This window comes from Mycobacteroides salmoniphilum, assembly GCF_004924335.1.
GTDB lineage: Bacteria > Actinomycetota > Actinomycetes > Mycobacteriales > Mycobacteriaceae > Mycobacterium > Mycobacterium salmoniphilum.
In genome coordinates, this window is record NZ_CP024633.1 from 291,806 (window position 1) to 310,769 (window position 18,964).

General features: G+C 64.4%; 23 protein-coding genes. 14 read left to right on the top strand and 9 right to left on the bottom strand.

Features of this window, described 5'->3' with window-relative positions:
- Positions 1-54 precede the first annotated feature (54 nt).
- Entirely contained in the window at positions 55-540 is a 486-nt protein-coding gene (locus DSM43276_RS01460) for a tetratricopeptide repeat protein (protein WP_136628967.1), read from the top strand.
- Here DSM43276_RS01460 and DSM43276_RS01465 read toward each other — a convergent pair.
- Positions 537-1,370, bottom strand: a complete 834-nt coding sequence (locus DSM43276_RS01465) for an alpha/beta fold hydrolase (RefSeq protein ID WP_078330530.1) — start codon at positions 1,368-1,370, stop codon at positions 537-539. The genes DSM43276_RS01460 and DSM43276_RS01465 overlap by 4 nt on opposite strands.
- Before the next feature lie 56 nt (positions 1,371-1,426).
- Between DSM43276_RS01465 and DSM43276_RS01470 the strand changes: the two genes are divergently transcribed.
- From DSM43276_RS01470 to DSM43276_RS01495, 6 genes are all read left to right on the top strand, one after another.
- Positions 1,427-1,777 carry a DMT family protein gene (locus DSM43276_RS01470; protein WP_030095976.1) on the top strand — a complete coding sequence of 117 codons (351 nt, stop codon included), beginning with the start codon at positions 1,427-1,429 and terminating at the stop codon, positions 1,775-1,777.
- A 44-nt stretch (positions 1,778-1,821) separates the two neighbouring features.
- Complete coding sequence (locus tag DSM43276_RS01475) at positions 1,822-2,265, top strand: Fur family transcriptional regulator (RefSeq protein WP_078330529.1); 444 nt, start codon at positions 1,822-1,824, stop codon at positions 2,263-2,265.
- 21 nt (positions 2,266-2,286) lie between these two features.
- Complete coding sequence (locus tag DSM43276_RS01480; RefSeq protein WP_078330528.1) at positions 2,287-3,750, top strand: catalase; 1,464 nt, start codon at positions 2,287-2,289, stop codon at positions 3,748-3,750.
- Between the two features lie 61 nt (positions 3,751-3,811).
- Positions 3,812-4,240, top strand: coding sequence for an organic hydroperoxide resistance protein (locus DSM43276_RS01485; protein WP_078330527.1), 429 nt, complete (start codon positions 3,812-3,814; stop codon positions 4,238-4,240).
- A complete protein-coding gene (locus DSM43276_RS01490) occupies positions 4,240-4,854 on the top strand; it encodes a sensor domain-containing protein (RefSeq protein WP_078330526.1) in 615 nt (204 codons plus the stop codon). Before DSM43276_RS01485 ends, DSM43276_RS01490 begins: the two co-directional genes overlap by 1 nt.
- Positions 4,851-5,498: a sensor domain-containing protein gene (locus DSM43276_RS01495; protein WP_078330525.1), complete on the top strand. Its 648-nt coding sequence runs from the start codon at positions 4,851-4,853 to the stop codon at positions 5,496-5,498. Before DSM43276_RS01490 ends, DSM43276_RS01495 begins: the two co-directional genes overlap by 4 nt.
- 24 nt (positions 5,499-5,522) lie before the next feature.
- On the opposite strand, the gene DSM43276_RS01500 is transcribed toward DSM43276_RS01495, so the two are convergent.
- Entirely contained in the window at positions 5,523-6,656 is a 1,134-nt protein-coding gene (locus DSM43276_RS01500; protein WP_078330543.1) for a nitronate monooxygenase, read from the bottom strand.
- Between the two features lie 171 nt (positions 6,657-6,827).
- On the opposite strand from DSM43276_RS01500, the gene DSM43276_RS01505 reads away from it, so the two are divergent.
- Positions 6,828-8,153, top strand: coding sequence for an ammonium transporter (locus DSM43276_RS01505; RefSeq protein WP_136628968.1), 1,326 nt, complete (start codon positions 6,828-6,830; stop codon positions 8,151-8,153).
- Here DSM43276_RS01505 and DSM43276_RS01510 read toward each other — a convergent pair.
- The gene (locus DSM43276_RS01510; RefSeq protein WP_078330524.1) at positions 8,137-8,751 is read right to left on the bottom strand and encodes a methyltransferase family protein; all 615 of its coding nucleotides are present in this window, start codon (positions 8,749-8,751) and stop codon (positions 8,137-8,139) included. The two genes, DSM43276_RS01505 and DSM43276_RS01510, sit on opposite strands and share 17 nt — an antisense overlap.
- Positions 8,752-8,841: 90 nt before the next feature.
- Positions 8,842-9,411: a hypothetical protein gene (locus DSM43276_RS01515; protein WP_078330523.1), complete on the bottom strand. Its 570-nt coding sequence runs from the start codon at positions 9,409-9,411 to the stop codon at positions 8,842-8,844.
- A gap of 151 nt (positions 9,412-9,562) precedes the next feature.
- Here DSM43276_RS01515 and DSM43276_RS01520 point away from each other — a divergent pair, with 151 nt between their 5' ends.
- From DSM43276_RS01520 to DSM43276_RS01535, 4 genes are read left to right on the top strand one after another with little or no spacing between them, the layout of a single operon-like run.
- The gene (locus DSM43276_RS01520; RefSeq protein WP_078330522.1) at positions 9,563-10,219 is read left to right on the top strand and encodes a sensor domain-containing protein; all 657 of its coding nucleotides are present in this window, start codon (positions 9,563-9,565) and stop codon (positions 10,217-10,219) included.
- Between the two features lie 50 nt (positions 10,220-10,269).
- Positions 10,270-11,196 carry a PfkB family carbohydrate kinase gene (locus DSM43276_RS01525; RefSeq protein ID WP_078330521.1) on the top strand — a complete coding sequence of 309 codons (927 nt, stop codon included), beginning with the start codon at positions 10,270-10,272 and terminating at the stop codon, positions 11,194-11,196.
- 42 nt (positions 11,197-11,238) lie between these two features.
- Entirely contained in the window at positions 11,239-11,901 is a 663-nt protein-coding gene (locus DSM43276_RS01530) for a sensor domain-containing protein (RefSeq protein ID WP_078330520.1), read from the top strand.
- A gap of 18 nt (positions 11,902-11,919) precedes the next feature.
- The gene (locus DSM43276_RS01535; RefSeq protein ID WP_078330519.1) at positions 11,920-12,549 is read left to right on the top strand and encodes a sensor domain-containing protein; all 630 of its coding nucleotides are present in this window, start codon (positions 11,920-11,922) and stop codon (positions 12,547-12,549) included.
- Here DSM43276_RS01535 and DSM43276_RS01540 read toward each other — a convergent pair.
- From DSM43276_RS01540 to DSM43276_RS01555, 4 genes are read right to left on the bottom strand one after another with little or no spacing between them, the layout of a single operon-like run.
- Positions 12,534-13,418 (bottom strand): N-acetylglucosamine-6-phosphate deacetylase, encoded by an 885-nt coding sequence (locus DSM43276_RS01540; protein WP_234803067.1) that lies wholly within the window; start codon positions 13,416-13,418, stop codon positions 12,534-12,536. The genes DSM43276_RS01535 and DSM43276_RS01540 overlap by 16 nt on opposite strands.
- A gap of 7 nt (positions 13,419-13,425) precedes the next feature.
- Complete coding sequence (locus DSM43276_RS01545) at positions 13,426-14,439, bottom strand: SIS domain-containing protein (protein ID WP_078330518.1); 1,014 nt, start codon at positions 14,437-14,439, stop codon at positions 13,426-13,428.
- Between the two features lie 14 nt (positions 14,440-14,453).
- Entirely contained in the window at positions 14,454-15,368 is a 915-nt protein-coding gene (locus DSM43276_RS01550; RefSeq protein ID WP_078330517.1) for an N-acetylglucosamine kinase, read from the bottom strand.
- Positions 15,353-16,747, bottom strand: a complete 1,395-nt coding sequence (locus tag DSM43276_RS01555; protein ID WP_078330516.1) for a sugar porter family MFS transporter — start codon at positions 16,745-16,747, stop codon at positions 15,353-15,355. The genes DSM43276_RS01550 and DSM43276_RS01555 overlap by 16 nt, the downstream gene beginning before the upstream one ends.
- A gap of 52 nt (positions 16,748-16,799) precedes the next feature.
- On the opposite strand from DSM43276_RS01555, the gene DSM43276_RS01560 reads away from it, so the two are divergent.
- Entirely contained in the window at positions 16,800-17,687 is an 888-nt protein-coding gene (locus DSM43276_RS01560; protein WP_078330541.1) for an LLM class F420-dependent oxidoreductase, read from the top strand.
- Here DSM43276_RS01560 and DSM43276_RS01565 read toward each other — a convergent pair.
- Positions 17,656-18,096, bottom strand: a complete 441-nt coding sequence (locus tag DSM43276_RS01565) for a nuclear transport factor 2 family protein (protein WP_078330515.1) — start codon at positions 18,094-18,096, stop codon at positions 17,656-17,658. The genes DSM43276_RS01560 and DSM43276_RS01565 overlap by 32 nt on opposite strands.
- 59 nt (positions 18,097-18,155) lie before the next feature.
- Here DSM43276_RS01565 and DSM43276_RS01570 point away from each other — a divergent pair, with 59 nt between their 5' ends.
- Complete coding sequence (locus DSM43276_RS01570; RefSeq protein ID WP_078324369.1) at positions 18,156-18,935, top strand: SDR family NAD(P)-dependent oxidoreductase; 780 nt, start codon at positions 18,156-18,158, stop codon at positions 18,933-18,935.
- The last annotated feature ends 29 nt before the right edge of the window (positions 18,936-18,964 follow it).

The window sequence follows — 18,964 nt, forward strand, 5'->3', positions numbered from 1 at the left end:
AGTTGTTACCAGAGTTGTCGACCGGTGCGAGATGGCTGGTTAGGATGGCCAACGATGATTGCTAGCGTGACCTGGATCGATATTGCGGCCGGTGAGTGGATAGCCGGTGGACAGGGTTCGCGTACCTTCGTTTCTGTGGACGCTGAGCAGCTGGCAACCCGCGCAAGCGAGGCTCTGGCGTCCGGAGACGATAGCGAGGCGCTGCGGCTCGCCAACGATGCGCTGGAACTGGAGCACAAGAATTCGTTGTCGTGGCGGATCCTGGCCTACTGCCTTGGCAGCATGGGACGGCATTTCGACGCGATCGATTGCGCGCTTTCCGCGGTGCGATACGGCAGCCATGACGCCATCAATCACTACACCCACGCATGGGCGCTGCATGGTGCCCGCAAACCTAACGAGGCACTCGCGGCGGTCGACGAGGCCCTCGAGATCGATTCCGGGTTCGCCGATGCGCTCGCGCTGCGCGCGGTGATCCGCAACGAGCTGGGCGACCGGACCGGGGCCATCGACGATATGCGCCGGGCGCGCTCCCTCTAGTCCTCCAGGGGATGACGCTTCAGGAACTCGTCGATGAGGGCGTTGACCTCCTCGGGACGTTCCAGGGCGGCCAGATGCCCGGTGTCCTCCATGATCACGAACTCGGCCCCGGGAATCGCCTCGGCCATGAGCTGTGTCTCCGCGACGGGAAAGGTCGGATCCTCCCGGCCCGCCACGACCAGGACGGGTGTGGTGATGCGTCCGAGTAGCTCGCGTTGGTCCGGTCGTGCCGGAACCACGCTGTTGACCGCCCAATAGACCGAGTCGACATTGAGCTCGCGCAATTCCGCTCGGATTGTCTGCTCTACCTGGGGGCGTTCCCGCATGATGGTGGGTCCGACGAAGGCCTTCACCGCGCGGGTGGTGAGAGGTTCGCGGAATCGGCCGAGAATCCGGACTATCTCGGTGAGCAGCCGGAACTCGATCGTCTGGCGTGCGTTGGCGCGCGAAGCGGTGGCGTTCATCAGCACGGACGCTCCCACCCGATGTGGATACAGCGCGGCGAAGGTTCCTCCGATCATTCCGCCCCAGGAGTTGCCGACGACGTGTGTGCGTTCGATGCCGAGAGCGTCGAGGATCTGTTCGACGGCATGCGCGCAGTCCTCGAAACGGAACATGCGGTGCAGGGCCTGGCTGTCACCGTGGCCGGGCGGGTCAACGACGATCACCGTGTACCGGTCGGCGAAGTATTCTGCCTGGTCGGCCCACATGGACCCCGTCATCAGCAGGCTGGGCCACAAGAGGATGGCGGGCCCTTGGCCGCCTACCCGCACGTGCAGTCCGCCGAGGCAGCTTTGGATGTACCGGTCTTGCAATGCGGCGCCGCCCATGCGCAGCAGGCTAGCGTCTGTGGACGGTTGACAGGGAAGATCTACAGAATGTGGACATGATTGCCGCTCGGTTTCTGCCGCCAGTGCTGCTCATCTGCTCGAACATCTTCATGACCTTCGCCTGGTATGGGCATCTCAAATTCAAGGATCACCCGTTGTGGGTGGTCGTACTGGTCAGCTGGTTCATCGCGTTTTTCGAGTATTGCCTGGCAGTTCCCGCGAATCGCCTTGGCAGCGAGGTGTATTCGGGTGCCGAACTCAAGGCGATGCAAGAGGTCATCACCTTGACGGTGTTCCTGGGTTTCGCCGTGTGGTATCTGGGCGAGAAGCTCACGCTGAATCACCTCGTGGGGTTCGTGTTGATCGCGGCCGGGGCCTACTTCGTGTTCAACGGGCCGTTCGGCTAAAAACCATTTCTTGACTCATTCCAGAAAAGGCGCATACTGGTGGGGTGACCGTAGTACAGCCCCCCGCCCCAGTCGCAGCATTGCGCCGGGCGGGACTGCGTGTCACGGCCCCACGCGTCGCGGTTCTGAACGCGGTTGCGGTGCACCCACATTCGACCGCAGACATCATCGCGATGGTGGTGCGGGCCGAGCTTGGGAAGGTGTCCACACAGGCCGTCTATGACGTGCTCAGGGCCTGTGTCAGTGCCGGGCTGGTGCGTCGTATCGAACCGGCCGGTTCCGCGGCGCTTTTTGAGACGCGTATCGGCGATAACCATCACCATCTGGTCTGCCGCCGTTGCGGTGCCGTCACCGATGTGGACTGCACCGTGGGGCATGCACCCTGCCTGGAGCCGTCACATACCGCGGGGTTCGTGGTCGACGAGGCCGAGATCGTCTTCTGGGGCCTTTGCCCGGAATGTCAGCCCAAATTAGTTCAGCCCAGTTAGTCAGGTATCGAGGAGGTTTTCATGTCCATCCGCACAACCACGAATACCGGAATCGCAGTGGAGAGCGACGACGAGTCGTTGACCGCGGGCATCCAGGGCCCGGTTCTGCTGCACGATCACTATCTGATTGAAAAGCTTGCGCAGTTCAACAGGGAACGCGTTCCCGAGCGCATCGTGCATGCCAAGGGTGCCGGCGCGTACGGAGAGCTCGTCGTCACCGCAGACGTCTCGAAGTACACCAAGGCCAAGCTGTTTCAACCGGGCGTGAAAACAGAGTCGCTGGTTCGGTTTTCGACGGTGGCGGGGGAACAGGGGAGCCCCGATACCTGGCGTGACCCGCGTGGATTTGCCATCAAGTTCTACACCGAGGACGGCAACTACGACCTCGTCGGCAACAACACCCCCGTCTTCTTCATTCGTGATGCCATCAAGTTCCCGGACTTCATCCGCTCGCAGAAGCGGTTGCCGGGATCAGGGTTGCGGGACCACAACATGCAGTGGGACTTCTGGACGCTGCGTCCGGAGACGGCGCACCAGGTCACCTGGTTGATGGGTGATCGCGGGATCCCGAAGAACTACCGGCACATGAATGGATACGGTTCGCACACCTATCAGTGGATCAATGCCGAGGGTGAGCGTTTCTGGGTGAAGTACCACTTCCGGACCGATCAGGGTCAGGATTTCCTGACCCAGCAGGAGGCGGATGCACTCGCCGGATCCGACGCCGATGCGCATCGTCGCGATCTGTGGGATGCGATCGAGGAGGGCAATTTTCCGAGCTGGACCCTCCACGTGCAGGTCATGCCGGTGGCCGAGGCGCAGGGATACCGATTCAACCCGTTCGATCTGACCAAGGTCTGGTCCAAGAAGGACTACCCGCTGATCGAGGTCGGTACGTGGACGCTCAATCGCAATCCGGGGAACTATTTCGTCGACATCGAGCAGGCGGCCTTCGAACCGTCGAATATCGTTCCGGGAATTGGCTTCTCGCCCGACAAGATGCTGCTTGGGCGGGTCTTTGCCTACGCCGACGCGCATCGCTACCGGATTGGCACCAACTACGCGCAATTGCCGCCGAACTCGCCGCGGGCCGCGGAAGTGAACTCCTACTCCAAGGAGGGGGCGATGCGGTATCACTTCAACGATCGCGAGGTTCCGGTATACGCCCCCAACTCCTTTGGCGGTCCGCATGCGGATCCGGAAGCCGCGGGTGATGGCGGCGCATGGGATTTCGATGGCACCGCGGTGCGTGCGGGGTACGTCCAGCATGCCGAGGACGACGACTTCGCTCAGGCCGGAACCTTGGTGCGCGAGGTGCTCAACGACGACCAGCGTGCGCGTCTGGCGAGCAACATCGTCGGTCATGTGCTGGCCGGCGTCAGCGAACCCGTGCTGTCCCGGGTGTTCGAGTACTGGAAGAACGTCGACTCCGAGCTGGGTAAGGCCGTCGAAGAGGGCGTTCGCGCCGGTCTCGACGCTCAGTAGGCAGTTCTTGGATGGCGCCGGTTCTCTCCAAGGGAACCGGCGCCTTCCGTATGCTCGTCATATGTCCAATGAGGCCGTCTACACAGCAGAAGCCACGTCGACCGGGGGAGGCCGTGACGGGCATGTTCGCTCGTCGGATGGCCGGATAGATCTAGACACTCGAATCCCAAAGTCGATGGGCGGCAACGGGGAAGGCACCAATCCCGAGCAGTTGTTCGCGGCCGGGTATTCGGCGTGTTTCTTGAGCGCGCTCAATCTGGTTGCCCGGATGGCGAAGGTCCAGCTCGATCCCGCGACATCGATCACGGCGAAGGTGGGAATCTTCAAGACCCCCGAGGGCGGTTTCGATCTGTCCGCCGAGCTGGACGGTTACCTGCCCGGACTGTCTCAGGAAGTCGCCGAGGATCTCTTGGAGCAAGCCCATGAGGTGTGCCCGTACTCGAATGCCACGCGCGGCAACATCGAGGTGACGGTCAAGGCGCGAGTCTGATGCGCGGGTGCGTCGTCGCGGGGGTATCGGCGCTGGCCCTGGTCGTCGCGCCGGCGGCCCAGGCGGCCGGCCCGGACGCGGTCCTGCTCAAGCCCAAGGTGGTGAATTCGATCGTCGGTACCGAACTTCCCGTGACCAGGACTCTCGAGTCTCCGACGGCCGGTTATCAGGTGAGCGGACCGAGTTGTCTCAGTTTCGTCGATGTGGGGCTGGACGAGGTGTTCAACGGAAATGGCGAGTTGGCCGAGTATCGCGCGCAGACGTCTCAGAAAACAGATTCGGACACAACGTATTCCGTGAAGCAGGCGGTGGGGGTCTTTCAGCGCCCGATTGCCGCGGTGGATCCGGTTGTCGCGCTGCTGTTCATGGACAACTGTTACGGCGTACCTCTGGACGTGACCGACGGCCAGGGTGCGCGGGAAACGTGGACCATCACCAAGGGCAAGTCGGTGGACACCACGGCCACCTGGTCGATGACCAGCGCCACCGGCACTAGCTGCTACGTGCAGATGCGCGCCAAGCGTGAGGTGTTATTGCAGGTGAAGGCGTGTGTGCCGAAGAATGGCGAGAAGATCGCCGCGGCCCTCGCCGATGCCATGGAGGGACGAGCATGACCATCAAGATCACCTCGGCCGTGACTACTGCGACGGTGGTCGCGCTCGCGCTGGCCCCCGTGGCTGGCGCTCGTCCGTCCGATCCGGGGGTCGTCAACTACGCGGTGCTCGCGCGCGGATCGGTGAGCAATGTCCTTGGCGCGCAACTAGGGTCGCATAGCGAGTTCACGCAGCCGTTCCAGGCGTTCTCGGTGGATGTTCCGGAATGCAACAACTGGTCGGATATCGGGCTTGACGAGGTGTACGCCGATCCGGATCTGGCCTCGTTCCGGGGCGCAACGACGCAAGACTCCGCAACGGATACAACGCATTTGGTGAAGCAGTCGATCGGTGTGTTCGCCAACAACGACGCGGCGGACCGGGCATTCCATCGGGTGGTGGACCGCACCCGGGGATGTTCCGGGCAGACGGCCACCCTGATCCTGAATGACGGTCGACGCGAGGTGTGGACATTCACCGGACCGGCGGCCAGCGCCGCCGATGCCGCGTGGATGAAGGAGGAGGCGGGCGTTGACCGTCGCTGCTTCAACCAGACCCGCAGGCGCGAGAATGTGCTGCTGCAGGCCAAGGTCTGCCAGCCGGGAAACGGCAGCCTTGCGGTGAACGTGCTGGCCAACACGATGCAAAACGGCCTGGGCCAGTAAAGGACTGACCCAGGCCGCTCTCTGCTACACCGACGCGGCGGCCTCGTTGAGCTCGTTGAGTGTGTTGGTGGCCTCCAGGTACTCCTGCACCCAGCGCTCGATGACCGCGGCCGACTTCTCCACCTTGGTGAACTGGCCGACAACCTGGCCGATCGGGTTGAAGGCGACATCGATGCTCTGATCCGGGTACTTGTTGGTCGCCGCGACGGCCATCCCGGAAACCATGTACTGCAACGGCATTCCGAGCGGTTCCGGGTTACCTTCGGTCTCCCACGCCACGGTCCAGTCGTTGCGCAGCATGCGCGCGGGCTTACCCGTGAACGAGCGGCTGCGCACGGTATCGCGGCTGCCCGCCTTTGCGTACGTCTCCTGCTGGACCGACGTAGTGTGTGCCTCCTCGACCATCAGCCACTGCGAACCGGTCCACGCTCCCTGCGCGCCCAACGCCAGCGCCGCCGCGACCTGGGCGCCACTGCCGATTCCGCCAGCGGCCAGCACGGGTACGGGGGCGACGGCCTTGACGACCTCCGGCCACAGCACGATAGAGCCCACATCACCGCAGTGGCCGCCGGCTTCGCCGCCCTGGGCGATGATGATGTCCACTCCGGCGTCGGCATGCTTGCGGGCTTGCTTGGCCGAGCCGCACAAGGCCGCGACCTTGCGACCGGCGTCGTGAATCTGCCGGATCATGTCGGGCGGAGGAGTGCCGAGTGCATTGGCGATGAGCGTCATCTTGGGGTGCTTGAGCGCGATCTCCACCTGCGGGGTAGCGGTGGCCTCGGTCCAGCCCAGCAGCTGCAGGGCGTTGTCATTGCCCTCCTCCATCGGCACGCCGTGGTCGGCGAGGAGCTTGCGGCCGAAGTCCAGGTGCTCCTGCGGCACCATCGACTGGAGCATCTTGGTGAGCTCCTCGGCCGGCATGTTCGCGTCCATGCCCTCGTATTTGTTGGGTATGACGATGTCGACGCCATACGAGTGGTCACCGATGTGCTCGTCGATCCACTTGAGCTCGATCTCGAGCTGCTCGGGGGTGAACCCGACGGCGCCCAGCACGCCGAAGCCACCGGCCTTGCTCACCGCGACGACGACGTCGCGACAGTGCGTGAAGGCGAAAATCGGGAACTCGATGCCGAGCTCGTCGCAGATGGGGGTATGCATGGCCATTCCTTGGGTGGGTGGTGGGAATCGATCGGTCGGGCAGGGATGAGAAGGAAATCGTACGTCAGAAAACTGGAACGTGTTCTAGTTTAGATCAGGTCGTGCGCGCACGGGCGGCGGCTTCCCTACACTCACGCTGACCTAATCGCACGATCCGGGAGTAGCCAGCACATGTTTCCGCATATGGGAGTGCCCGACGCGGCCAATACCGCCTGGGTGCTGACGAGTGCCGCACTGGTGCTCCTGATGACCCCGGCATTGGCCTTCTTCTACGGCGGCATGGTGCGCGCCAAGAGCGTCCTCAACATGATGATGATGTGCTTCTCGGCCGTCGCCGTGGTGTGGGTGCTCTGGGTGGCCTATGGGTACTCGATGGCGTTCGGCACCGACATGGGTGGCGGGTTGCTTGGCGATCCGTTCCAATTCGCCGGATTGCAGCACTTGTTCGAAGGCGATTACAAGGCGTCCTCGGTTCCGCTGTGGGGGCCGACCAAGATCCCGGCATTGGTGTTCGTCATGTTCCAGGCCGGGTTCGCCATGGTGACGGTGGCGCTGATCGCGGGTGCGGTCGCCGATCGCATGCGCTTCCTCCCCTGGATCGCTTTCACGGCGCTATGGGCAACCCTGGTCTACTTCCCGGTGGCGCACTGGGTGTTCGCGGTCAAGGGCACCACTGCCGAGAAGGGCGGATGGCTCGCGAACCTGGGCGTCATCGACTTCGCCGGCGGCACCGCGGTGGAGATCAACTCGGGCGCCGCCGGTCTGGCGCTGGCGATCATCCTCGGCAAGCGGCACGGCTGGCCGCGCGAGGCGATGCGTCCGCATAACCTGCCCGCGGTGATGCTCGGAGCGGGGCTGCTGTGGTTCGGTTGGTTCGGGTTCAACGCGGGGTCGGCATTGGCCGCCGACGGCACCGCGGCGCTTGTCATCGCCAACACCCTTGGCGCGGGGGCAATGTCGATGGCGGCCTGGTTGCTGGTCGAGAAGATCCGGCACGGCAAGCCGACCTCCTTCGGTGCCGCCTCGGGTGTGGTGGCGGGGCTCGTGGCTATCACGCCCTCCTGTTCGTCGGTCACCCCGATTGGCGCCCTGGTCATCGGCGCGGTAGCGGGCGCCTTCAGCTCGCTGGCCATCGAGCTGAAATACCGTTGGGGATATGACGACTCGCTCGACGTCGTGGGCGTGCACCTGGTCGGTGGCATCGTCGGCACGCTGATGATCGGTGTCGTCGGCAGTGCCGCGGCCCCCGCCGGTGTCAACGGGCTGCTGTACGGCGGTGGGTTGCATCAGTTCTGGTTGCAGCTCGTGGCGGTGGCCGCGGTGCTCACCTACTCGGTCGCGGTTACCGGGCTTATCGGGCTGGGCCTGCGGCATTCCATGGGTATTAGGTCGCATCCGCAGCACGAGTCCGATGGTCTCGACGATGCCGAGCATGCGGAGTCGGCCTACGAGCTGGCCACCACTCGCGGTGGCGGGCTCATTAACCCTGGGCGCTGAACCTGCCGATTCCTGGCAGGAATCGTCCGACCCGGGCTGCGTAGTCGCGGTAGGTCCTGCCGTGTGCCGCCAGGAGATAGGGCTCCTCAACCACGCGCACCTGCAGTTCGATGGACGTGACGAGTAGCACGAAACCACTGAGGGCCAACGGGTTCGGGGTCATGAGGGCGGACCCGGCGGCGAACGTCAGCATTGCCGTGAAGATCGGGTTGCGGACCCATCCGAAAACGCCGGTGCTCACCAACGTGGTGGTCTCCCGGGTGTCGACGCCTACCCGCCAGGATTCGCCCATGGTGTGTTGCGCCCAGACAGTCGCGGCGATTCCCGCCGTGGCCAGTGCGATTCCCGTGATCTGCAGAGGCCGGCTATCCAGCAGCGTAAGGGGAGTGATGAGCCCCCTGAGCTGCAGAATCGGTGCGAGCACGGCGATCGCTATCGCGGCGATGAAGCCCACCCCCGCGAGCCATTCGCGTGAGCCGGGGCGCCCATGGAATCCGTGGATCCCGGTGGAGCCGGTTGCGCGCCACTGTCGGTAGCTCTTCCAGCCGAGCCCAGCAGCGATGAAGATCAGATACAGGACGAGCGCCGCCGTGGCCATGGGCCTCCCTCTATTGATGCATACATTCGCATGTAACAATACTTGAGTGCGAGTGTCAACACCGTGAAGGGTCTCGAGGTGACTAGCCGGCTACCGTTGCCACAGCTGCCACGTGCTGGTCGCGGAGTCGTATCCGCGTGCTCGCTCTGCTGCTTCGGCCACGGTTCGGCCCACGGTCAGCTCGTAGAAGAACAGCACCGTGACAAGAAATGCGGCATGCCCGTCGGGTGCTTCTTGTGGCGCGAAGTAGCCGGCCGCGCCCGCGTCCAGGAATGCGTCCGCGAGTTCTGCGCTCCCCGTTTCGCACCCGATGGACACCACGAAACTTCCGGTAAGCCGCAGGTGCCGGCGCACCTCGTCGGCACCCATCAGCCCGGTAAACGGTTGTTCGGAAGCTATCGGCTCGCCGAGCTCGGGGAGCAAGATCCGGCCGTCGTCTCCGTGGCAGCCCAGGATCACAAAGGGCGCGACCGGCCGGTCACTGCCGAGCGCCGCGACAATATGGCGGGATTGTCCGATGGGGTGATAGTGCACTCTGATTCCGAACTCTTCCAACGCGTCTCGCAGCGGCCGCGCCGAGGAATCATCGATATCGATGAGGTCGACTTCCGTCCAAGCCAGCGCTCCGGCGACAACATCATCAATACGCGACTGTGGCACGCGTGGCAGCTTAGGCGCCGATCCCGGAGTCGGCCACCGAGATTTGTCCGCAATGTTGCTGAAAGGTACTGCAGTAATGCCTGTCTGGATTGTCCACTCGGCGGTGACACCTCTGCTCTAGGCTCCTGCAGATATGAGGACTGTTCTGGGGGTGGCGTCTTTCCTTTGTGTGCTGGCGACGGCAGTGGCGCCGGTCGGTACCGCCTCGGCGAATCCCGACGAGCTTCCCGTTCTGGTGGACGCGTTGCCCGGCCTGATGCTTGAGCCCGGGGACGTGGGTCCTGTGATGGGAGCCGGCATGCATGTGTCCGGAGATTGGGCTGGGCTGGTGTCGGATCGGACCGACAGACCCGAATGCGGCAGTGTGGTTTTCGCATCGACGGCAAGCTATGAATCGTCCAATTACTTGTCCGGGCGGTACCGCTCCTTGGTGGACAGTCCGAGTTGGACGCGCCTGGTGGACCAGAGCATGGTGATCTTTCCCGAGTGGTCGGATGCGACGGACTTCGCGCTTAGTGAGGCGGATCGCTGGCGCGCCTGTGAGAACCAGCGGGTCACTTCGCTTCTGGCGCAGCCGGACGGAAGCACGCGTCGTGAATGGGTGCAGCTTCGCAAGATCGTCCAGGTGCAGGAGGTTCTGGTGGTCGGCTACGCGTGGCCGACAGATTTCGGTGGAGTTATGTACTGCCAGCACGCGCTGGCGCCGCTGCGGAACGTGGCTATCGACGTGCGGGCGTGCGCGGAACGGGACGGTAGCCGAGCCCTCGACCTCATTCTGGGTCTTCTGCCTCGAGTGGCCCGGGCATAGGAGAAGTGAAAGGCGCTGCGAGAAAACTGGTCCCGGGTAGCCTCGGGAACGTGCCCGACAGAGATGGCCTCATCGTCTGCGGCGAGACACTGGTGGACGTGGTGCCCGCGTCCGATGGGCTGTGGCGATCGATACCCGGAGGGGGCCCGTACAACACCGCTGTCGCGGCTGCCAAGCTCGGCATGCGGACCGCGCTGCTCACGCACGTGTCCCGCGATGCGTTCGGGCGCCAGTGCATCGACAACCTGGCCGAGGCTGGTGTCGACGAGTCGTTGGTGATGCGGCACGAGGTCCCGACGACATTGGCCATTGCGGAATTCGACGAGCGCGGCGTCGCGCGGTATCGGTTCTATTGGCAGGGAACCACCAATGATGTTGATCCGCTGTTACTTCCAGATCCAGCGCCAGCCCCGGTGGCGATCTGGGCGGGTTCGATCGCCAGCGTCCTCTGGCCGGGCCGCGAGGCGCTACGGGCCTGGATTGTCGAGCATTATTCGGACACCCCGCTCACCTTCGATGTGAACGTGCGCCCGACGCTTCTCGGTGACAGAGAAACGTACGCCGCGCGCATCGCCCCGTGGTTGTCCATTGCGGAGGTGGCGCGGGCCAGCACCGAAGACCTCGAATTCCTGTACCCGGGTGCTTCGGTCGAGGACGTGGTTGGCCGCTGGTTCGACGAGCACTCGCGCATGGGAATCGCGTTGGTCACCTGCGGGCCGGCGGGATCGCTGGCCTTCCGGCGGGGCGAGTCACGGCCGCTGCCCATTCCGGCTCATGAGGTCATCGTCGTCGATACCGTCGGGGCCGGCGACACCTACACCGGCGCCTTCCTCGACGGGTTCTATCGGCGGCGGCTCGCGTTGCCCGAGGCATTGCGCCGCGCGGCAGTGGCGTCGGCGCTGACCTGCACCCGGCCCGGGGCGCAGCCACCGGATGCGGCCGAGCTGGCCAAGGAGCTGCGTCGCGTCGCGTCCTAGAGTTCAATACACAGCAATCGAGGGCTAGGGAGGGGGAAGCGCATGCGATCGGTGGTGGGTGCGCTGATGGTGGCGCTGGGCGCCGTCTACCCGGCCGTCGCACGCGCCGAACCTTCGCCACACGTGCCGCCCGCGGCGATCGACCGCCTCATGTTCACCCAGCGGGAGGCCGAACAGGTCATGGGCGTCGGTCTACCCAACATCCACCGGCAGAGTGCGACCTTCGCATCGGATACCGATCGGCCGGATTGTGGAAGCGTTGTGTTGGCTTCTGTGTCGAGCTACGACCGATCCTCCTACGTGGCGGCGCACTCCCAAGCACTATGGGATCACTCCGGCTGGTTCACCTTGGTCGATCAAAGTGTCGCGGTGTTCAGCACGGATGAGGAGGCCCGAGACTTCGCGCGGACCGAGGCCGATCGCTGGCGCAAGTGTGAACAGCAGACGATCAATGTCTCCGAGCAGTCGATCGACGGCACCACTCTGGCGGCGACCGTGGACATCCGCGGCGTCACGCAGGTCGACAACGTCTTGGCCGTCGGCTACGGAAGGAACGATGCCGCGTACGCGGCATGCCAGCACGTGCTTCTCGGAGAACGCAATGTCGCCATCGATATTCGTACCTGCTCAACGGTGTCGAAAAGTGGTGGTGAGCGCGCCTTCGAATTGATGAAGATCGTCGGCCCGCGGGTGTGGGAGGTCTGAGCCATGAGGACATCGGCAATGACGGTCGTGCTGATGGCGGCCGGGGTGTTTATGGCGCCACCCGCTCACACCGAACCGGGATCGATCGTGCCGCCCGCAGCGATCGATGATCTGATGGTGACGCCACAAGAGGCGTCTTCGGTTATGGGAGCGGCTTTTCCGATCGTCGATCGACTTAACGCCCTCTCCGATCTGACGACGGACAGACCGGACTGCGGCAGCGTGGTCCGCCCGTCGGTGGCCACCTACGACCGCGGCCCGTACATGGCCGCGCACGAGCAGTACTTGCAGGACAGCTCACCGTGGAACGTGCAGCTTGCACAAAGTATCGCTGTCTTCCCCACGGATGCTGAGGCACGGGACTTCGCCTTCAGCGAGATGAACATGTGGTTGAGGTGTGCGAAGCAAACCGTGCACGACTCCGCGCAGTGGAGGTACGTGATCGGCTCGTTGCACCGAGATGATGACGCGGTAGTTGGTTCCTACGTGATGATTACGAACGACGGAGCGCGCATGTCCTGCTCGCGTCTGCTGGCCAGGGTTCGCAACACCGCGACCGATCTACGCGGATGCTCGGCGGGCCCGGAAAGTTACCAACGGCTGCTGGGGATCGCGAAGATCATCGGACCCCGTTACGACGCCGCCTGAACACGCACCGCACGTAGGGGATTGACCGAGGTTTGTAGGGTGGCCACCGCGGGGTCGGCCTGGGTCACCGCGAACCGGTACAGGTCGGCCATGCTCGCGGTGCTCCCCGCGATCGTGCCATCGGGCAGCCGCGCCTCGCCGCAGGCCACGGTGACCGGCAATTGTCCCAATTGATAAGCACCGTCCGGCATTCCGGCCGCACACATCGCATCGGTGACAAGCGCGATCCGGTCGGGGCCCACCGTGGCCAGCACCATTCGGTAGATCGCGGGGTGGACGTGGACACCGTCGGCGATCAACTCGATGGTCACCTCGGGGCTTTCCAGGAGCGCCGGGATGGGGCCGGGCTCGCGGTGGTGGATCGGGCGCATCGCGTTGAAGAGATGGGTGGCAACCGTCGCGCCAGACGAAATGGCCTGCAATGTCTGTTCGTACGTGGCATCGGTATGTCCCACCGCGGCCACCACGCCCCGCGCGACGAGTAACTCGATGGCCGGGATCGCGCCCGGTAGCTCGGGCGCAATGGTGACCATCCGAATGTGCCCGGCCCCCGCGTCCAGCAGCAGCTCCAGCTCGGCGAGGTCCGGTGTGCGCAGCAGACGTGGATCGTGAGCACCGGCGTACCGCGGTGACAGCCAGGGGCCTTCGAGGTGTATCCCGGCGATGCCATCGCCGCCCGCCATCCCGGCAAGCACACGCACGGCGCCGAGCATCTCATCGGGCGCCAGGGTCACCAGGCTGGCCAGCATGCCGACGGTGCCATGTGACCGATGCCATTCTGCAGCAACACGATTGGCTTCAGGATTGTCTCCAAATGACGCACCGCCACCGCCGTGCACGTGCATATCGAAGAACCCGGGCATGGTCACTGTCGCTTCACAGCGTTTCGGTCACCTTGGATAAACCTCTTGGTACATCGGGGTTTTCGCCGCGCCCGATCGCCAACTGCATCGCGAGGAGCTGCAGCGGAAGAATGGCCAACATGGGCGAAAGCTCCTCGAGCGTCGGTTCCAGGGTCACACCCAAGCCGGTGGCCGCTACCGCATCGGCAGACCCCACGCAGCACACATCCGCGCCGCGTCCGGCCAGCCGATGCAGCACATCGTTCATGGCGCGGCCCCCAACTCCGTCGGGCACGATCGCGATCACCGGAACCTGGGGGTCGATCATGGCCAGTGGGCCGTGTAACAGATCGGCTCCTGAGAATGCCTGCGCAGAAAGATAACTCGTCTCCATCAGCTTGAGGGCCGCCTCGCGCGCCGTCGGGTATGAGTAACCGCGACCGGTGGTGACCAAGCGTGATGCGAAGCGGTAGCGGGTAGCCAGCTGCTGCACGACGGCGCTGTGCAGGATCTCCTCGCCGCGCTCCGGGAGCAGGTTGACCGCCGTATTGTCGCGGCCCCCCACATCGGTGAGCAATAGGTACAGCGCCAGCAGTTGCGCGGTGTACGACTTGGTGGCGGCGACGGCGAGTTCGGGCCCGGCCAACACGTCTACGTGGTATTCCGCGGCGGTCGCCAGCGCGGATTTCGGGGCGTTGGTCACCGCCACGGTCAGTGCGCCCTGCTCACGTGCCACCGACAGCGTCTGCACCAGGTCGGGGGAACCGCCCGATTGACTGACACCGATCACCAGCACACCCGAAAGGTCGGGTCGCGCACCGTAGGTCGTCATGGTCGACGGCGAGGCCAGCCCCGCGGGGATCTGCAGGATGATCTCGGTCAGGTACTTGCCGTACAGCGCGGCATGGTCACTGGTCCCGCGCGCGACAAAGAGCACGAAGCGGGGCCTGTATTCGACGATCTTCGCGGCCACCTCCGCAATAGCGCCCCGGCCGTCGGAAAGCAGCTGCCCCCATACGGTCGGCTGCTGGCGGATCTCGTCAGCCATATGCGTCCCCGCGGTCATGCCTTCTCCAATCCGTCGACGTCGGCCCCGGCTAGGGCCAATGCTCCAAACACCGGTTCCCGTTGCAGCACAGCAATATCCGAAACACCTGTGGTGCGTGTGCGTTCGATGATATCGGCCACCAAGCCCGGCTGGTTGACCAGCAGCCCTCCGCCGAGTACCACGGGCAGTCCAGGGCCCAATCGTATGCAGACACCCTCGATCAACGCGGCCAAGTCGATAGCTGTTTGTCTAGTGATCACCTCCGCGGCCTCGTCACCGGCCGCGGCGAGGTCGAAAACGAGCCCTGCCATCTTGGCCCAGTACCGCCGTTCGGGGTGGGCATAGAAATGGTCGAGCAGCTGGGCGGGTTCGCTCACACCGCACTCGGAGGTGAACTTCCGCGAGAGCGCATCAGGCGGGTCACCTCTGTCGGACAGAGAGAGCGCGTGCCGCACAGCAGCTCTCGACACTCCGTAGCCGCTGCCCTCGTCCCCGAGTAGGTATCCCCAACCGCCTACTCGCGCCGTGGCGCCGTCGGCGCGCTTTCCCCACGCCACCGATCCGGTACCGGATATCACCGCGATACCTGCCCTCAAACCGCCGGCCGCCAGGATCAACTGCGTGTCGTGCACCGCGGTGATGGTGGCATGGGGTGCATACGGTCGCAGCAGCCGAATCAGGGTCTGTGCACCTTCTTCGGTGTCCACACCGGCCGATCCGGCACTCACGCGGGAGATGTCGTCGCGGTTCAGCTGGGAAAAGATATCGGCGAATACGGTTTTCGCTTGTTCTTCGGTGACCGATTGCAGATTCGCGCTCCCGGCCAGCGCCTCGCCGATCACCGTGCCATCCGAGACGGCCAGTGCGCGGGTCTTGGATCCGCCGATGTCGATCCCGACTATCACGCCGCCTGCTACGTCTCGGGCCACTTGCCCCCGCTTTCCCAGAAGTGCCGGATCTCCTCGAGGTCGCGGCCCTTGGTCTCCGGTGCCAGCAGATAAACGAACACGAGGGCGACTAGGGCGAGGGCGCCGAAGACACCGAACGCCACCACACCGCCGAGCGCGGTCAACAACGTCAGGAAGTACATGGAGACAATGGCGTTCGCCACCAGATCTGATGTCAACATGGCGCTGGCCCCGTACGAGCGCAGCCGCGCCGGGAAGCTCTCGCCCGCATACACCCACACCAGCGAGCCGAATCCGAAGGTGAAGCCCACCGCGATGAGCACGATGCCGAGGAATCCGAGAACGGTCAGCACGCCGCCGAATGACGATCCGCCGATTGCGAACACGCCCACCAGTAGCGCGTCGGCGATGATCATGATGGTGATGCCGATCATGAGGATGGGCCGGCGCCCCATTCGGTCGATGGTCGACATGGACACGAACACCGCCACGAGCGCCGCCACCTGGACGAGCGCGGGGAGCCCGAGTTTGGCGAAGTATCCCGACATGCCCATCGCCTCGAAGATGCGGGGTCCGTAGTAGACGACGGCGTTGATGCCGGTGATCTGGATGAAAAAGCCAAGGCCGACAACGAAAAAAGTCGCTCTGTTGTAGGGCGGAGTGACCATCTCTCGTAACCGCGCCAGCACTGAACCGCCGCCCTCGGCCCGCAGTGCCTCGGTGATCTCGTCGAGCTCGTGGTCGATATCGATATCCGGATCTACCGCGGCGAGGATCTCACGCGCACGTGCGCGGTCACCACGCATCATGTACCAGCGTGCGGTGTCGGGGAGCTTGCGCAAGGCGATCAGCACCAGCGCGGCCGGGATGGCTGCCAGGCCCAGCATCAGTCGCCAACTGCCGGTGGACGACAACGCCCAGGCAATGAGGTACCCGGCGATGATCCCTGTTACGCAGGCCAGTTGATAGAGCACCAGCATGGAGCCGCGGATCTTGGTGGGAGAGGACTCGGCGACGAACACCGGAACCACCACCACCGAGATTCCCACCGTCACCCCAAGCAGCGTTCGGGCCGCGACCAGGGTTGTCAGGTCGACGGCCAGTGCGGACAGCAGGGAGAAGATTCCAAACGTTGCCGCCACCAAGACCATTGACCGCTTCCGGCCAATCCGGTTGGACAGTGGCCCACCGATGAGTGCGCCGACGATTTCGCCGATCACCACAGCGGTGGCGGCTACCTGCTGGTCGTGGGTGGAAAGGTGTAGGTCATCGGTGAGGAACAGCAGCGCTCCCGCGATGTTGGAGGAGTCGTATCCGTAGATAACGCCCACCGCTGCGGCGGTCACGGCCACCATGATGCCCAGACGCGACGTCGCGCGGAGGTCGGTGATCAGGCTCATCTCACGTATTAGACACTGAGGATGCGGCGGGCACGGGTTAATGGAGGTGGCGGTGAAGATCGGTGTTGTTGCTCCGGTGGAGCTCGGGATTACCGCGGAACCAGACAAGATCCTTGAATTCGCGCGTGCCGCAGAGCGGCTGGGATTCAGCGAGATCTCCGTGGTGGAGCATGCCGTCGTCATCGGAAATACGCAGAGCACCTATCCCTATTCGCCGACCGGGCAGTCGCACCTGCCCGATGACGTCGATATCCCCGACCCGCTGGAGCTGTTGTCCTTCATCGCGGGTGCCACCACGACCCTGGGGCTGTCCACCGGCGTGCTGGTGCTACCGGACCACCATCCCGTGGTGCTGGCCAAGCGCCTGGCCACCCTGGACCGGCTGAGCCGGGGGCGGCTACGAATCTGCCTGGGTGTGGGGTGGATGCGTGAGGAGATCGAGGCGTGCGGCGGCGATTTCGATCGTCGGGGCCGGGCCACCGATGAGGCCATCGCGGTTATGCGTGCGCTGTGGTCCACCGACGGTCCCGCCGAATACGACGGTGAGTTCTATCGGTTCCGGAACGCCTATTCGTATCCCAAACCCACACAGCCCCAGGGCGTCCCGCTGTACGTCGGCGGGCACAGCAAGGCCGCGGCGCGCAGAGCGGGGCGACTGGGCAACGGCTTTCAACCGCTGGGTCTGGTCGGTGAGGACCTGTCGGCCGCGGTGGGCGTCATGCGCGCGGCGGCAGCCGACAGGGGTCGAGATCCCGCGGAGATCGATCTCGTGCTCGGCCATGGTCTGCATCGCGTGGATCAGGCGGCGCTGGACCAGGCTCAACAGGCCGGGGCGGGGCGCATGCTGCTCTCGGCCTCGCGGCGCGCCACCACCATGGAGGCGGTGCTCGACGAGATGGCCGAGTGCGCTAGCCGACTCGAACTGGCCGGTCCTCGCTGAACACCACGACCGGCTCACGGCGGGTGAAGACCCAACCGGTGGGTCCGCGCTCGTAAGTATCGAGATAGCGCACGGCCAGCACGTTATCGCGATGCTCATCGCCGCGGAGATAGATGTGGTGCGCCATGCAGTAGACCTCGCCCGTCGCGGTATCGCCGTTGACTATCGCCGACTGCTGGCCAAGGAGGTGGTAGGTCGCATGGAGCGGCGCAAGCGCCGCGACAATCGAATCCGCGATGGCCTGGCGGCCCTGCAGGGCCGCCGAATCACCCCGTCGGAGCAGGGCGGGAGGGCGCACCAGCTCGGCGTCGGTGGAGAACAATCCGACGAGTGTGTCGACGTCGCGGCGGTCTGCCGCACTGGCGTACCGGGCGACGAGATCTTGGATGGCGAGTCGGTCATCGGTCACGAATACAAAGCCTATGGGGCCTCGATCTCCCAACCAACCAATCGGTTAGGGTGCGGCTCATGGATATCAATGGTGTGTCTGCAATCGTCACGGGTGGCGCCTCGGGTCTTGGCGCCGCAACTGCTCGCCTGCTCGCTGAGCAGGGCGCCAAGGTCGTCATCGCCGACGTTCAGGACGAAAAGGGTGAGGCTCTGGCCAAGGAACTCGGTGGGGCCTTCGTGCACACCGATGTCACCAGCGAGGCCGACGGTATCGCCGCTGTCGACGCCGCCAAGGAACTCGGCCCGGTGCGCGTCCTCATCAACTGCGCGGGCGTCGGATGGCCCGGACGTACCATCGGCAAGGACGGCCAGTACGCCTCGGCCCACTCCCTGGACATCTTCTCCAAGGTCATCGGCATCAACCTGATTGGTTCGTTCAACCTGATCCGTCTCGCCGCCACCGCGATCAGCCAGGAAGAGCCGGTTGACGAGTTCGGTGAGCGCGGCGCCATCGTCAACACCGCCTCCGTTGCGGCGTTCGACGGACAGATAGGTCAGGCCGCGTACTCGGCGTCCAAGGGCGGCATCGTCGGCATGACCCTCCCGATCGCGCGCGATCTGTCGGTTGTCGGCATTCGCGTCAACACCATCGCACCCGGCCTCATCGACACCCCGATCTACGGTGAGGGTGAGTCCGCGCAACAGTTCAAGGACCGCCTCGCGCCGAACGTGTTGTACCCGCAGCGCCTGGGTAACCCCGAAGAATTCGCATCGTTGGCGCTCGAACTCGTCACCAACAGCTACATGAACGCCGAGACGATTCGCATCGACGGCGGAGCCCGCCTCCAGCCGAAGTAGCGCTACTTGTCGGTGGCCTATGGAACATT